Annotated in this window: 10 protein-coding genes; 7 read left to right on the top strand and 3 right to left on the bottom strand. The window is 60.5% G+C overall.

The window, feature by feature from the left end:
• Positions 1-4: 4 nt before the first annotated feature.
• The 4 genes from H2510_RS05080 to tgt all read left to right on the top strand — a co-directional run bounded on the left by H2510_RS05080 (position 5) and on the right by tgt (position 7335).
• On the top strand, positions 5-2323 hold the full coding sequence (locus H2510_RS05080) for an MMPL family transporter (protein WP_186627274.1): 2319 nt from the start codon (positions 5-7) through the stop codon (positions 2321-2323).
• A gap of 83 nt (positions 2324-2406) precedes the next feature.
• Positions 2407-4137, top strand: a complete 1731-nt coding sequence (locus tag H2510_RS05075; RefSeq protein WP_186627273.1) for an ABC transporter ATP-binding protein — start codon at positions 2407-2409, stop codon at positions 4135-4137.
• Between the two features lie 23 nt (positions 4138-4160).
• The gene (locus tag H2510_RS05070; protein WP_186627628.1) at positions 4161-6083 is read left to right on the top strand and encodes an ABC transporter ATP-binding protein; all 1923 of its coding nucleotides are present in this window, start codon (positions 4161-4163) and stop codon (positions 6081-6083) included.
• A complete protein-coding gene (tgt, locus tag H2510_RS05065; protein WP_084345712.1) occupies positions 6064-7335 on the top strand; it encodes a tRNA guanosine(34) transglycosylase Tgt in 1272 nt (423 codons plus the stop codon). The genes H2510_RS05070 and tgt overlap by 20 nt, the downstream gene beginning before the upstream one ends.
• On the opposite strand, the gene H2510_RS05060 is transcribed toward tgt, so the two are convergent.
• Positions 7325-7990, bottom strand: a complete 666-nt coding sequence (locus H2510_RS05060; RefSeq protein ID WP_186627272.1) for a pyridoxamine 5'-phosphate oxidase family protein — start codon at positions 7988-7990, stop codon at positions 7325-7327. The genes tgt and H2510_RS05060 overlap by 11 nt on opposite strands.
• A gap of 319 nt (positions 7991-8309) precedes the next feature.
• Here H2510_RS05060 and H2510_RS05055 point away from each other — a divergent pair, with 319 nt between their 5' ends.
• Entirely contained in the window at positions 8310-10205 is a 1896-nt protein-coding gene (locus tag H2510_RS05055; protein ID WP_186627271.1) for an alkyl/aryl-sulfatase, read from the top strand.
• A 43-nt stretch (positions 10206-10248) separates the two neighbouring features.
• Here H2510_RS05055 and H2510_RS21065 read toward each other — a convergent pair whose 3' ends face one another.
• Both H2510_RS21065 and H2510_RS21060 read right to left on the bottom strand, forming a co-directional pair.
• On the bottom strand, positions 10249-11220 hold the full coding sequence (locus H2510_RS21065; RefSeq protein ID WP_315901251.1) for an alpha/beta-hydrolase family protein: 972 nt from the start codon (positions 11218-11220) through the stop codon (positions 10249-10251).
• Positions 11181-11990 carry an alpha/beta-hydrolase N-terminal domain-containing protein gene (locus tag H2510_RS21060; protein WP_315901250.1) on the bottom strand — a complete coding sequence of 270 codons (810 nt, stop codon included), beginning with the start codon at positions 11988-11990 and terminating at the stop codon, positions 11181-11183. The genes H2510_RS21065 and H2510_RS21060 overlap by 40 nt, the downstream gene beginning before the upstream one ends.
• Before the next feature lie 260 nt (positions 11991-12250).
• Between H2510_RS21060 and H2510_RS05045 the strand changes: the two genes are divergently transcribed.
• Together H2510_RS05045 and H2510_RS05040 are read left to right on the top strand one after the other, a co-directional pair.
• Positions 12251-13657, top strand: coding sequence for a glutamate decarboxylase (locus H2510_RS05045; RefSeq protein ID WP_186627270.1), 1407 nt, complete (start codon positions 12251-12253; stop codon positions 13655-13657).
• 19 nt (positions 13658-13676) lie between these two features.
• A complete protein-coding gene (locus H2510_RS05040; protein WP_084345709.1) occupies positions 13677-14357 on the top strand; it encodes a hypothetical protein in 681 nt (226 codons plus the stop codon).
• Position 14358: the final 1 nt, after the last annotated feature.

Here is a 14358-nt window from a genome sequence, read left to right as displayed (position 1 = left end):
ACCAGTGGCCACCTATCTATACCGAATCGGCAAGTTCGCTTACCGACGAAAAGGCATAGTCATTGCCCTGTGGCTCGCGATTCTGGTGCTGGCGGGCATCGGCGCGTCGACCCTCTCGGGTCCGACTGCCAACTCGTTCAATATTCCGGGCACACCCGCGCAGTCCGCACTCGACCTGCAGTCCGAGCGATTCGGTGACGCCGAAGACCCGCTGACGGCTGTCTCGGCGAACTACGTTTTCGCAGCTCCTGATGGTCAAAGCCTCGACACGCCCGCGTACACCGCAGCGATCGATGCCACCATCGCCGAGATCGACAAGATCGACGACGTCGAGGCCTCGGCCAAGCCAGGCGGGCAGAAGCCGCTGGTCGGCCCGGTTGCAGCCAACAAGGCAATAGTCGAGCAGTACAACGAGCTCGCAGCCAAGGACGGCACTGCTCCCGATGTCGCGGCCGCCAATGCTGCAGCGCTGTCGCCGTTGAGTCCGGAGGGCAACATCGGCACGCTCGATGTCCCGATTGCCGCCGAACTCGCCGACGTCACCGACGATCTGCGTACTGCACTCGACGATGCTGCTCAGCCGGCACGCGATGCGGGCCTCACCGTCGAACTCGGTGGCAGTGTCGCCCAGGATGCGTCCCCACCGGGCGGGACGTCCGAAATCGTCGGCCTGGCCGTCGCCGCCATCGTGCTGCTCATCATGTTCGGGTCGGCCGCCGCGGCCAGCCTTCCGCTGATCACTGCCATCGTGGGCATCGGTATCAGCAGCCTCGCCATCACCACCGCGTCCGGCTTCGCCGATCTGTCGTCGTTCACCCCGATTCTCGCGGTGATGATCGGCCTTGCGGTCGCCATCGACTACTCACTGTTCATTCTCGCCCGATATCGGCATGAGCTGACGCTCACCGATGATCGGGAGGAAGCCGTCGGACGCTCCGTCGGAACCGCTGGATCGGCCGTCGTATTCGCCGGCGCAACTGTATTGATTGCCCTTGTCGCGCTGCGCGTCGTCGGAATTCCGTTCCTTTCGCAGATGGGTCTGGCCGCGGCCTTCGCCGTGTTCACCGCAGTGCTGATTGCGCTGACCTTCCTGCCCGCAATGCTCGGCCTCTACAAGGGCAAGGCTTTCGCAGGCAAGATCAAGTTCGTCAACACCACCGACCCTGAGGATCCGAACGCGACGCCCACCAACGGTCTTCGTTGGGCACGCTTCCTGGTCAAGCGCCCAGCTCTGGGTCTCATCGGCGGCATCGTGCTCCTCGGCGTCATCGCAGGTCCTACGACCGGACTTTCGCTCGCACTGCCGAGTATCGCCACTGCCGACCCGGCGACATCCGTGCGCAAGGCTTACGACCTCGAAGGTGAAGGATTCGGACCGGGCAAGAGTGGACCGCTTCTGACCATCGCCGACGCCACTGATGTGGCCGACGCCGATCGCACCGCGGCTTTCCAGAAGGTCGTCGACGCGATCTACGAACAATCGGATGTGTCCAACGCTCAGGTCATCGCGGTGAACGAGGCCGGCGATACCGCTCAGATCATCGTGACACCGTCCAGTGGGCCGAACAGTCAGGAAACCAAGGACCTCGTCGAGAACCTGAGGGCCGCGGAATCCGGAGTGAAGGAGAGCACCGGCGTCTCCTACGGCGTGACGGGTCAGACCGCACTCGAGATCGACGTCTCCGAGCGCTTGCAGGACGCATTGGTGCCGTATCTGGCAGTGGTGGTCGGACTGGCGTTCGTGCTGCTGATGCTGGTGTTCCGCTCGATTCTGGTGCCGTTGACGGCCACGATCGGTTTCTTGCTCAGCGTTCTCGCCACGTTCGGCGCCACGGTGTTCATCTTCCAAGAAGGTGGCCTGGGGTTGATCAGTAACCCGCAACCGATCGTGAGCTTCATGCCGATCTTCCTCATCGGTGTGGTGTTCGGGCTCGCGATGGACTACCAGGTGTTCCTGGTGTCTCGAATGCGCGAGGAGTACGTGCATGGCGCAACTGCGAAGGACGCCGTCGTGAACGGGTTCAAGTACGGCGCACGCGTCGTCACCTCCGCTGCCGTCATCATGATCTCCGTGTTCGCGGCCTTCATGGCCGAGCCGGACTCGTTCATCAAGTCGATCGGCTTTGCCTTGGCTGCCGCAGTCTTCTTCGATGCCTTCGTAGTCCGCATGGTCATCATCCCTTCGGTGATGGCGCTTCTCGGCGACAAAGCGTGGTGGTTGCCCAAGTGGCTCGACAAGATTCTTCCCGACGTCGACATCGAAGGCGCCAAGTTGAACGCAGCCAGGCCGACGGCCAAGGAGGAGCAACCAGTCACGGCTTGAGTCGAGATCGGCCGAAGGTTGCCTCGTACACCCCGAAAAGTGTGGAGACTGTTCTATATGTGCACGAGTAACCGTCGGCCGTCATGCTGATTCCACTGCTGAAGACCTATCTGGCCCCGTACAAGCGTTCAATTGTGGCACTGGTGGTGCTGCAGTTCGTGGCCACGGCTGCCTCGCTCTACCTACCGCGACTCAACGCGGACATCATCGACAACGGCGTCACTCGCGGGGACACGGACTACATCGTGTCCACCGGCATGTGGATGCTGGGTGTCTCGCTTGTTCAGATCGTCTGCTCGGTCGCGGCCGTGCTCATCGGTGCGAAGGCTGCCATGGGTGCCGGCCGCGATCTGCGGAAGTCCATTCTGCATCGCGTCGGGACGTTCTCGGCACGTGAAGTCGGGCAGTTCGGCGCGCCGTCGCTCATCACCCGCAACACCAATGACGTGCAACAGGTCCAGCTACTGATCGTCATGGGCTTCACCATCGTGGTGATGGCGCCGATCATGTGTATCGGTGGGGTGGTGATGGCGCTTCGGGAAGACATCGGTCTGGCCTGGATCCTGCTGATCGCGGTCCCCGGACTGGCAATCTCGATGGGACTCATCGTGGTTCGCATGGTGCCGGGGTTCCGGTCCATGCAGATCCGTATCGACGCGGTCAACCGCGTACTCCGTGAGCAGATCACCGGCATCCGCGTCGTCAGGGCTTTCGTGCGTGAGCGATTCGAGATCGATCGATTCGCCGTCGCCAACGACTCTTTGACCGATGCCGCGCTTCGTGTCGGTCGGTTGATGGCCTTGATGTTTCCGACAGTGATGCTGATCAGCAACGTGACCAGCGTCGCGGTGATCTGGTTCGGCGGCCATGCCATCAACGACGGAACCATGGAAATCGGTTCGTTGACAGCGCTTCTCAGCTACATCATGTTGATCCTGATGTCGGTCATGATGGCGTCGTTCATCGCGATGATGGTGCCGCGGGCGTCGGTCTGTGCCGACCGCATCAGCGAGGTGCTTGCCACCGAGTCTTCGGTCGTACTGCCTGCCGCGCCCCGGGCATTCGTGACGACGCCCGGCCGTGTCGAGCTGCGGAACGCCGAATTCTCCTTTCCTGGAGCGCAATTCCCCGTACTGAGCGGTGTCGACCTCGTAGCCGAACCAGGCAAGGTCACCGCCATCATCGGCGGTACCGGATCGGGTAAGACCACACTGATCAACCTGATCCCCAGACTCATCGACGTCACGGCCGGGCAGGTCCTGGTCGGCGGCGTCGATATTCGCGAACTCGACATCGACATCCTGAGATCGGAGATCGGCCTCATTCCACAGAAGCCGTACCTGTTCTCCGGAACAATCGCCACAAACCTTCGGTACGGCAAGTCCGACGCCACCGACGAGGAACTGTGGGAGGCGCTCGAGATCGCGCAGGGTGCGGATTTCGTCCGAAAGATGCCCGACGGCCTCGAGACCGCCGTCGCGCAGGGGGGAACAACCGTATCCGGTGGTCAGCGTCAGCGGCTCGCGATCGCACGGGCCCTCGTGCGACGCCCGAGCATCTACCTGTTCGACGACTCGTTCTCCGCGCTCGACCTCACCACCGATGCCAACCTCCGAGGCGCGCTGAAACCCGTCATGAAGGATGCCTGCATGATCGTTGTTGCACAACGCGTCTCGACCATCGTCGACGCGGATCAGATCCTTGTGCTCGACGACGGCAGACCGGTCGGGCTCGGTACGCACGAAGACCTGGTCATCACGTGCCCCACCTACGCCGAGATCGTCGACTCGCAGCATGCGGTGGCAGCATCGTGACGAAGCCTGCTACACAGCCTGTACTGACGAAATCCCCATCGGCGGGGCCGGCAGCAGGACGTCCTGGCGCGCCTGTAGCGCCCGGAACGAAGGCGCTGAACTTCAAGTCCTCGCTCAAACGACTACTCGGACTTCTGAAGCCGGAGAAGACGTTGCTGTCGCTGATGCTGGCGTTCGCCGTCGTGAGCGTTGTTCTCACCGTTGCCGGTCCGAACATCCTCGGGCATGCCACCAACTTGATCTTCAACGGTGTGGTCGGGAATCAGCTCCCGGCCGGCCAGACCAAGCAGGAAGCGATCGACGGACTTCGTGCGCAAGGGCAGGGAACCTTCGCAGACCTGGTGTCCGGAATGGACGTCACCCCTGGCGTCGGGATCGACTTTTCGGCGGTCGGGAAGGTTCTGCTGTTCGTACTCGCGCTGTATCTGGCGTCGGCGGTGCTCGCCTGGGCCCAGGGATACATCCTCAACATCGCGCTCCAGCGCACCGTGCGCAATCTGCGTGACAGTGTGGAGCGCAAAATCCACCGACTTCCCTTGAAGTACTTCGACTCTCGAACCCGCGGCGAGCTGCTCAGTCGCGTCACCAACGACATCGACAACGTCTCCACCAGCCTGCAGCAGACCTTGAGTCAGTTGATCACCTCCGTGCTGACAGTGTTGGGCATCTTGGGGATGATGATCTGGATCTCGCCGCTGCTCGCCTTCGTTGCGGTGCTGACGGTTCCGGCGTCGTTCGTTGTCACAGCCGTCATCGCCAAAAGATCGCAGCCGCACTTCGTCGCCCAGTGGAAGCACACGGGGCGGCTCAACGGGCAGATCGAGGAGACCTACACCGGTCATGAACTGGTCAAGGCATTCGGCAGGCAGGCGGAGGTCGAGCAGGAGTTCGGCGACCGCAACGACAAACTGTTCGAGTCGAGCTTCCGGGCACAGTTCATCTCCGGAATGATCATGCCCGCCATCATGTTTCTCGGAAACATCAACTACGTGATCATCGCCGTCGTGGGTGGGCTGCGAGTTGCATCGGGCACGCTGAGCCTCGGTGAAGTACAGGCGTTCATCCAGTATTCGCGTCAGTTCACCCAGCCACTGACGCAGGTCGGTTCGATGGTGAACCTTGTCCAGTCCGGCGTCGCTTCGGCCGAGCGGATCTTCGACCTGCTCGACGCCGACGACGAGGACGCAGATCCAGTCGAACCTGTCGTCCCCGTATCGAATCTCGGCCGCGTCGCCTTCGAGAACGTCTCGTTTCGGTACAACGAGAGTCAGCCACTGATCGAGGACCTTTCGCTGGTCGCCGAGCCCGGGCATCTCGTTGCAATCGTCGGCCCGACGGGAGCCGGCAAGACGACATTGGTGAACCTGATCATGCGGTTCTACGAACTCGACTCGGGCCGAATCACCATCGATGGCGTCGACGCCCGCGAGATGAGCCGCGACGAGTTACGTGGACGGACCGGAATGGTGTTGCAGGACACCTGGCTCTTCGGCGGAACGATTCGCGACAATATCGCCTACGGAGATCCGAATGCGTCGGAGGAAGAGATTCTCGAGGCGGCGCGAGTGAGCTACGTCGACAAGTTCGTGCACTCTCTGCCCAACGGCTACGACACGATCATCGACGAGGAAGGAAACAATGTCAGTGCCGGTGAGAAGCAGCTCATCACCATCGCTCGCGCGTTCCTGGCCAAGCCGCTGATCCTGATTCTCGACGAGGCGACGAGTTCGGTCGACACGCGCACCGAGTTGCTGGTGCAGAAGGCAACAGCAGCCCTGCGTAGCGACCGCACCAGTTTCGTCATCGCCCATCGACTCTCGACCATCCGCGACGCCGATCTGATCGTCGTCATGGAGGACGGCCGGATCGTCGAGCAAGGCAATCACGACTCGCTCGTCGAGTCGGGCGGGGCGTACAACAGGCTGTATGCGTCGCAGTTCGCCTAAGGTTGGTCGAGTGAGCGCTCCAAACGACCCCTTCTTCGACATCGACAGCCGCCTCGACGGTCAGCTCGGTCGAACCGGTACCATCCACACCCCGCACGGCGACATCGCTACCCCGGCGTTCATTGCCGTCGGCACCAAGGCAACCGTCAAAGCGGTTCTGCCAGAAGCGATGAAGGAGCTCGGCGCCCAGGCCGTACTCGCCAACGCATACCACTTGTACCTGCAGCCGGGCTCGGACATCATCGACGAAGCAGGTGGCCTCGGTAAGTTCATGAACTGGGACGGGCCGACCTTCACCGACAGCGGGGGCTTTCAAGTGATGTCGCTCGGCGTCGGTTTCAAGAAGGTCATCTCCATGGACGCGAGCCGCGTGGAGTCCGACGACGTCATCGCCGAAGGCAAGGAACGCCTCGCCCACGTCGACGACGACGGAGTCACCTTCAAATCACATCTCGACGGTTCGAAGCATCGATTCACGCCCGAGGTGTCGATGCAGATCCAACACCGCCTCGGCGCCGACATCATGTTCGCCTTCGACGAGCTCACCACGCTGATGAACACCCGTGGCTACCAGGAACTATCGGTCGACCGAACCCAGGCATGGGCCGTCCGCTGCGTCGAGGAACACGAAAGACTCACCGCAGAACGCGTCGGGAAGCCGTATCAGGCGTTGTTCGGTGTGGTGCAGGGCGCGCAGTACGAGGATCTACGACGCAAGGCCGCACACGATCTGGAGACGATCACCGGTGAGACCGGGCGAGGTTTCGACGGTTACGGCATCGGCGGCGCTCTCGAGAAGCAGAATCTCGGGACGATCGTGCGGTGGGTGAACGAGGAACTGCCCGAACACAAGCCGCGCCACATGCTCGGCATCAGTGAGCCCGACGACTTCTTCACCGCGATCGAGAACGGCGCCGATACCTTCGACTGCGTCAACCCTTCTCGTGTCGCACGTAACGCAGCAATCTATGTCCCAACAGGACGTTTCAACATAAATACGGCAAAGAATCGTCGTGATTTCACACCGATCGACGAACACTGCGACTGCTACACATGTGCGCACTACACGCGGGCCTACATCCACCACCTGTTCAAGGCGAAGGAAATGTTGGCCTCGACGCTGTGCACCATCCACAACGAGCGATTCACTGTGAAACTGGTCGACGATATCCGAGCGTCGATAAACGAGGGACGGTTCGAGGAGTTCAAGACCGAATATCTCGGTCGTTTCTACGGAAGTGCTAACCGGTAGTCCGTTTCTGTTGGGCGAGTTGCTCTTCCAGATCTTCGATCCGCCGGAGCAGCTCTGATTCCAGTTCGGCCGCCTTGCGTTGGTACACCTTGGACAACTCGGTGAGGTACGCCTGGTTGTATCGCGGAATGATGCTACGCGAGCAGTTCCAGTCGAACGCCTCGACGTCGATGACGATGCTGCGCGCGGACTTCGCGGCAACTGTTCGACTTCCCAGATCCTCGAGCCTTGCCTGCAGTTCGGGGTCGGCGTCGGCCTCGATCACGCGTGCTCTGCCGTAGAGCTTGAGGCGCTGGCGCAGTGGATAATTCACCAAAAATAGTGCAACGCGGCCGTCGTGATCGATATTCGACGCGGTCACATATTGGTTGTTGCCGGCGAAGTCAGAGAAACCTAGCGTCGAATCGTCGAGTACCTGAAGGAAACCCTGTGGGCCACTGCGATACTGAATGTAGGGCCAGCCGGATTCGGCGACGGAGGCGATGTGAAACTGATCGGCCTCGCGGATGATGAGTTTCTCTCGGGTATCGAGCGGCATGGGGCCGTCGTCGGGGCGTTCGGTCTGTGACCCGTACGCGGTGTAGCTCCCCGTCGCTTTCTGCCGCTCGATTGCTGAGGGCCCGAACATCAGGTGGTGATAGTGATTGTTGGGCATGGCTCAGTCCTGGTCCTCAGCTTTTGGTTCCAAAGCTTGCGCAAGTTCGTCGATCCGATACTCCACCGAAGATCCTTTCGCCTACCCGACTGCTTCGTACACCGTAGCGCGGCTGATTTTTGCGGAGATCGATGCCTGTGATGAGTAGTCGACGGTGGTACTGACCGCACATCACCCGGATGGTGTGAGGTGGACATCCATCGCAATTCGTACTGTCGAACGAGGTCCTGTTTCACTCTTCGGTCCCGACCGCACTGGTATGCCATCACCACGGTCGAGGTCCTACGGAAGCAGGAGATGGTCGTACCGAAAGGAAGCCATGTCCACTGATACCGGCGTTACACCGACGGTGCGAGCCGTGCACGAAGACGCATTGCGCACCCTGCCCTTCTCCGACGAGCAGGACTTCGCGGATGCTGATCGGGGGTTTGTCGCTGCGCTGCAGCCCGGCGCCATCACCGACGCTTCCGGGTCGGTTGTCTGGGACTGCGATTCTTTCGCGTTCCTGAAGGACTCGTGTCCACCGACAGTGCATCCCAGCTTGTGGCGTCAATCGCAGCTGTGCGCCAAACAGGGCTTGTTCGAAGTGAGCGAGAAAATTTACCAGGTTCGAGGGCTGGACCTTTCGAACATGACACTGGTCGAAGGAGATGCGGGGGTCATCGTCATCGATCCACTGATCTCGGTGGAGACTGCGGCCGCAGGGCTGGCGCTGTACCGCGCCCATCGCGGCGAACGGCCGGTGACCGGGGTGATTTTCAGTCATTGTCACATCGATCATTTCGGTGGCGTCAAGGGTGTCACCACCGTGGAGGACGTCGACGCCGGCCGGTGCCCGGTAGTTGCACCGGCAGGTTTTGTCGAGCATGCAGTGGAGGAAAACGTCTATGCGGGAACAGCAATGTCCCGCCGTGCCGCTTATATGTACGGAGCAGCGTTGCCGCGAGGCCCGCTGGGCGCAGTGGGGGCAGGTCTAGGACTGACGACGTCTACGGGTACGCCCACACTGATTGCGCCGACCGTGTACATCGACCAGACCAGCCACACGGAGACGATCGACGGGGTCCGGATCGAATTTCAGCTCACGCCGGGAACGGAGGCTCCGGCGGAAATGAATTTCTATTTCCCGGACCTGCGTGCCCTGTGCATGGCAGAGAACGCGACCCACACCTTGCACAATCTATTGACGCTGCGTGGCGCTCTCGTACGCGATCCGCATGTGTGGTCGGTATACCTCACCGAAGCGATCAATCGGTATGCATCCAAGTCCGATGTGCTGTTCGCTTCGCACCATTGGCCCACCTGGGGGACGGAGCGGCTGACCGAATTTCTGGCACTCCAACGCGATCTGTACGGATATCTTCACGACCAGACGGTGCGGCGGATCAATCAGGGGTTGACGGGTACTGAGATCGCCGAGGAAATCGCATTGCCTCCGGCCATAGACAAGGCGTGGCACACCAAGGGTTACTACGGATCGGTCAGTCACAATGTCAAAGCGATCTATCAGCGGTACATGGGATGGTTCGAGGGCAATCCGGCCCTGCTGTGGCCGCACACACCGGTGGATTCCGCGAAAAGACACGTCGAATTCATGGGTGGTTCCACAGAGGTATTGCGAAAGGCCCGAGAAACCTTTGCTGCCGGTGACTTTCGTTGGGCGGCACAAGTTCTCAACTATGTACTGTTCGCTGAGCCGGACAACGCCGAAGCGCGCGCCCTCCAGGCCGATACCTTCGAACAACTCGGGTTCGGTTGTGAGAACGGTACTTGGCGAAACTTCTTCTTGATGGGTGCATACGAGTTGCGCCAAGGAAATGTCGGTACACCAACCGCCACTGCTGCCCCCGACATTCTCGGGGCACTCACGGTAGGGCAGCTCTTCGACGCCATCGCGCTGCGTGTCGACGGGCCACGGGCGTGGTCGGCCGACATCGTGCTGGACTGGGACATCACGGACGAAGAGCTGGTGCACCGAACGGCGTTGCGTAACGGCCTTTTGGTTCACTTCAACCTTGATCACGATGCACCTCGAGGAGACACCGTTTTCCACCTGACCCGGCCTGACCTGATCGGAATATTGCTCGGCGGGATGGACCTCAGTGCAATGATCTCGGACGGAAAGGTACGCGTCGACGGCGATCCGAGCCGGCTGGCGGAATTGGCAAGTTACCTCGACGCACCCGATCCGGACTTTGCGATAGTGACGCCGTGACAGGTAGGTCGTCGCTGCTATTCGGAAGTTATATCTACGCTGCTCAGTTGTCGAGCTCCGTAAAGATACGGTCCGACAGTTCCTGATTGTCGACGCCGAGGATCTGGTTCCAGAAGTAGACCGCTTCCGGGCCGTAGGCGTGGCCGTGGCCGTAAGGAACCTCGGCAGCGAACACCATGTCCAGGGTGACCTGCCAGAAAGACACGAACGGCACCCAGTTCATCCCCTTGTCGATGTCTTCGCCGCGTGGCTCGTCGAGCCAGTCGGGTTTGTTGAGGAGCAGACTCGGTGACCACCACACGATGGGATCGCTTGCATGCTGCCAGTACACGATGCGCGGCGTATCCCACTCGCCGAGGCCCGGTGCCTCGAGGTCGGCTGGAGTCGAGGCAAAGCGCACATTCTCGCCACCGTAGACAACGGGCAGGATTTCACGACTACCGGGATCTCGGGAATCGGTGATCCGCCGCCACTGCTCGGTGAAGTTCGGGGTGCCTACGAACAGAGCACCGTCAGTTCGGGCGATGATGTCCTGAGCGCCGGAGAATGCGTCCTGCGCGCCATATGAACCCAGGGACTCTCCGAAGACCAATAGTTTGGGTCGCTGCTCGGGAGGTTGCTCACTCCACCGGGCGTACACCGCCTCGAACAACGCGCGTCCGGCAAGCTTGGGCGTCTTGCGGTCGGCAAGAAATGCCAAGGGGCTCGGCAGGAAGGAATACTGCATCGACGCAATCGCAGAATTGCCGCCGGACAGGTATTCGAGCGAGGCGGCCACATCCTGATTCACCCAACCACGCCCGGTGGTGGTGGCCACGGCAAGGTACTCACGATCGAACGCGCGGGTCCGATCGAGCTCGGCGACAACATTGTCGGCAAGCGCGTCGACGACGTTTTCGCCGTCCTCGAAACCGTCTGCATCTACTGAAATTCGACCCGAATATACCCGGATCGGTTCCTGCGCAGGTGCTCCCGTCATCTCGGTGATCTGTGCGGCATCCGGTCCGCCTGCCACGAATGTCCGGCCTTCACGCCCGAGCGAATCCCAGCTTCGAGCGAATCCGGAGACCCTGAGCATTCTGGCGAAGTAGGCTGAACCACTCCGTCGGCTGTGCCCTTGTCTGCTACGGCGGCAGAACCATTGGCGATACGCGTGATTCCCGTCGAGAGAATGCCTTCGATCATGAGCACCACGATCACAGTTACGACGAGCGCACTGACGCCCAGCGCAATGGGTGCGGGTAGGAATCGATCGACGAATCGGTCGAGTAGGTGCACGAGCAGCCGAAGGCCGCGTCCGATGAGTAAGCAGAGCAGGAAGACCACGGCGCCGACGGCAAATACTCCAAGGTAGTCCCAGTTGCTGCCAGGCTCGACACCAACAAGTTCTCGGGAGATGTCCTGCCACCACGATCCGAGTACGAGGAAGGTGGGGATCACGACCAGAGCCACGATTCCGATCGTGATCCAACCGGCCCGCTGCCATCGCGGTGACCACTGTCGGGTCAGCCCACATTTGTGGAGGAGCCAAAGAACCAGGGCTCCTACTCCGTAGCCGATCGCCGCACTCACGCCGCTGGCCACGGCCTGGAGATGCCAGGGGCGCGGTAGCAGTGACGGGGACATCGACCAGCAGTAGAACGCCAGGGCGAATATCAGACCTATCGGATTGAACCTGGCCAGCCAGTGTCGAACTCGTCCGAAGCGAACCTTGTTCGGTGGTGGGTTGCTTTCATCGAGGGGCGAGTGCTCTGAGTTCGGAGCTTCTTCTGTGGAGGCGGACATCTCTTGGCTCCCTGATCGTTCTCGCGTAGGACATCGTGCGGGTTCCGAAGTGACGCCATCACGAGAATGAGAAAGAACGTCGTCGGCCGGACTTTACCCCCCGATTTCAGCTGGTGTTTCGGCAATCTCAGGGGAAAGCGAAAAACTTGGTTGAACGCATTTATCCGATTACACAGACATTCCCTCTACTGAGTGGTGTTTTTGGTTAGCTTCTGATGTCTGCACAGACAGAGCTCTGCCACGAGCGAAAGAAGGAAGTCATGACCAAACACCACACCAATGCACGACAAACCACCAACCTCGGTGACGTGCTCTCTTTGAACACGGTGTTCGTCAGGCCGGGTGAGGCCACCGAGCTACCGAAATTCAGGATTCCAGACGACATGAGCCTGCCGGAGACGGCGTATCAGATCGTGCACGACGAGGCGATGCTCGACGGCAACGCGCGGCTGAATCTCGCCACCTTCGTCAGTACCTGGATGGACGACGAGGCCAAGAAGCTCTACAGCGAGACCTTCGACAAGAACATGATCGACAAGGACGAGTACCCACAAACAGCCGCAATCGAGGAGCGCTGCTGGAAGATATTGGGCAACCTGTGGCACAGTCCCGACATCGACAACGCTATCGGTACCTCGACCATCGGTTCCTCGGAGGCGTGCATGCTGGGTGGACTCGCACTCAAGCGGCGTTGGCAAGGTCGTCGTAAAGCGGAGGGGAAGTCGACCGAGACCCCGAACATCGTGCTGTCCACTGCAGTTCAAGTGTGCTGGGAGAAGTTCTGCAATTATTTCGAGGTCGAGCCGCGGTGGGTTCCGATCAGCAAAGACCACATGGTTCTCGACGGGTACGAACTCGAGAAGTATGTAGACGAGAACACGATCGGCGTGGTTGCGATCATGGGGCAGACATACACCGGCATGTACGAGCCGGTCGCCGAGATCGCCAAGAAGCTCGACGAAATTCAAGCCGATACCGGGCTTGACGTTCAGATCCACGTAGACGGCGCATCCGGCGCCATGATTGCCCCGTTCTGTCAGCCCGATCTCGAGTGGGACTTCCGAGTAACCCGGGTGGCGTCGATCAACACCTCCGGGCACAAGTTCGGGCTCGTGTACCCCGGCGTCGGCTGGATCGTCTGGCGCGATGAAGAAGCCTTGCCCGCGAGCATGGTCTTCCACTGCAGCTACCTCGGGGGAGACATGCCCACCTTGGCGCTGAACTTCTCGCGTCCAGGAGCTCAGGTATTGCTGCAGTACTACATGTTCCTTCGATTGGGGTTCAAGGGCTTTCGTCAGGTGCAGCAGGGTTCACTCGATGTGGCACAGCATCTTTCGTCGAAGATTGCGCGACTGGATGCTTTCGAACTGGTCAGCAAGGGAGACACGATCCCCGTCTTCGCTTGGCGACTGAAAGAGGGGTACACCGACAAGTGGAATCTGTACGACCTCTCCGATCGGTTGAGGATGAAGGGATGGCTCGTTCCTGCCTATCCGATGGCCGACAATCTGGGTGAGATGACAGTTCAGCGCATCGTGGTACGTGTCGGGTTGAGCGAGGATCTAGCAGACGCACTGTTCAGAGACCTCGAAGGCGAGGTTACTTTTCTCGACAGCCTTTCTGCGCCTATGCCGCGAGTGGGCGAAGGATCCCACTTCCATCATTGAATAGACCGGAGGCGGTTGCATGAGTATTGCTGCGGAAACACCGCGTTGGCACGCTGTGCTCCTGACGCCCACTTTGTACAAGCAGTGTGTGAGCTTCATGATCGGCTCTTCACTGTTCGCCTTGGGTTCTGCCCCAGGGTTCGGTACCTGGGCCGGTGCCTCGGCGTCCAATATCTGTTATTTCATCGGCGCATGGTTCTTCACCGCGGCTGGATTCATTCAGCTGGTCAGAAGTGGCGCGGTCACGACAGAGGTCTCGTACGGATCCGGCTTCATGGTGCGGGCCGAGTGGTTGGCCGCCGCAACGCAATTCGTCGGTACGTTGTTGTTCAACGTCAGCACCACCGCTGCGTTGCAATCACGATCGGTCACCCAAGAGAAACGCCTCGTCTGGAGTCCGGATGCGGGAGGCTCGGTCGCTTTCCTCATCAGCGGGGTACTGGTGATCATCGCGTATACCCACGCCCGAAAGTTCTGGGATCCGAGCGCGGCCGACTGGTGGTCCGGGCAGATCAACTTGATCGGGTGCGTCGCATTCGGCGTGTCCGCGGTGGCTGCCTTCGTCACCCCGGACGGTGTCACGGTCGACTCGACCCTCGCCAACACTGGCACCTTCGTCGGTGCGCTGTGCTTTTTCTTCGCGTCGTTCCTGGTTCTACCGCGGTGGAGTCGAGGTCGAGATCTCGACTCCACCCGGTAGT

The organism is Rhodococcus sp. BP22, from assembly GCF_014281965.1.
Taxonomy (GTDB): Bacteria; Actinomycetota; Actinomycetes; order Mycobacteriales; family Mycobacteriaceae; genus Rhodococcoides.
This window is presented reverse-complemented; position numbering and strand designations above follow the sequence as displayed.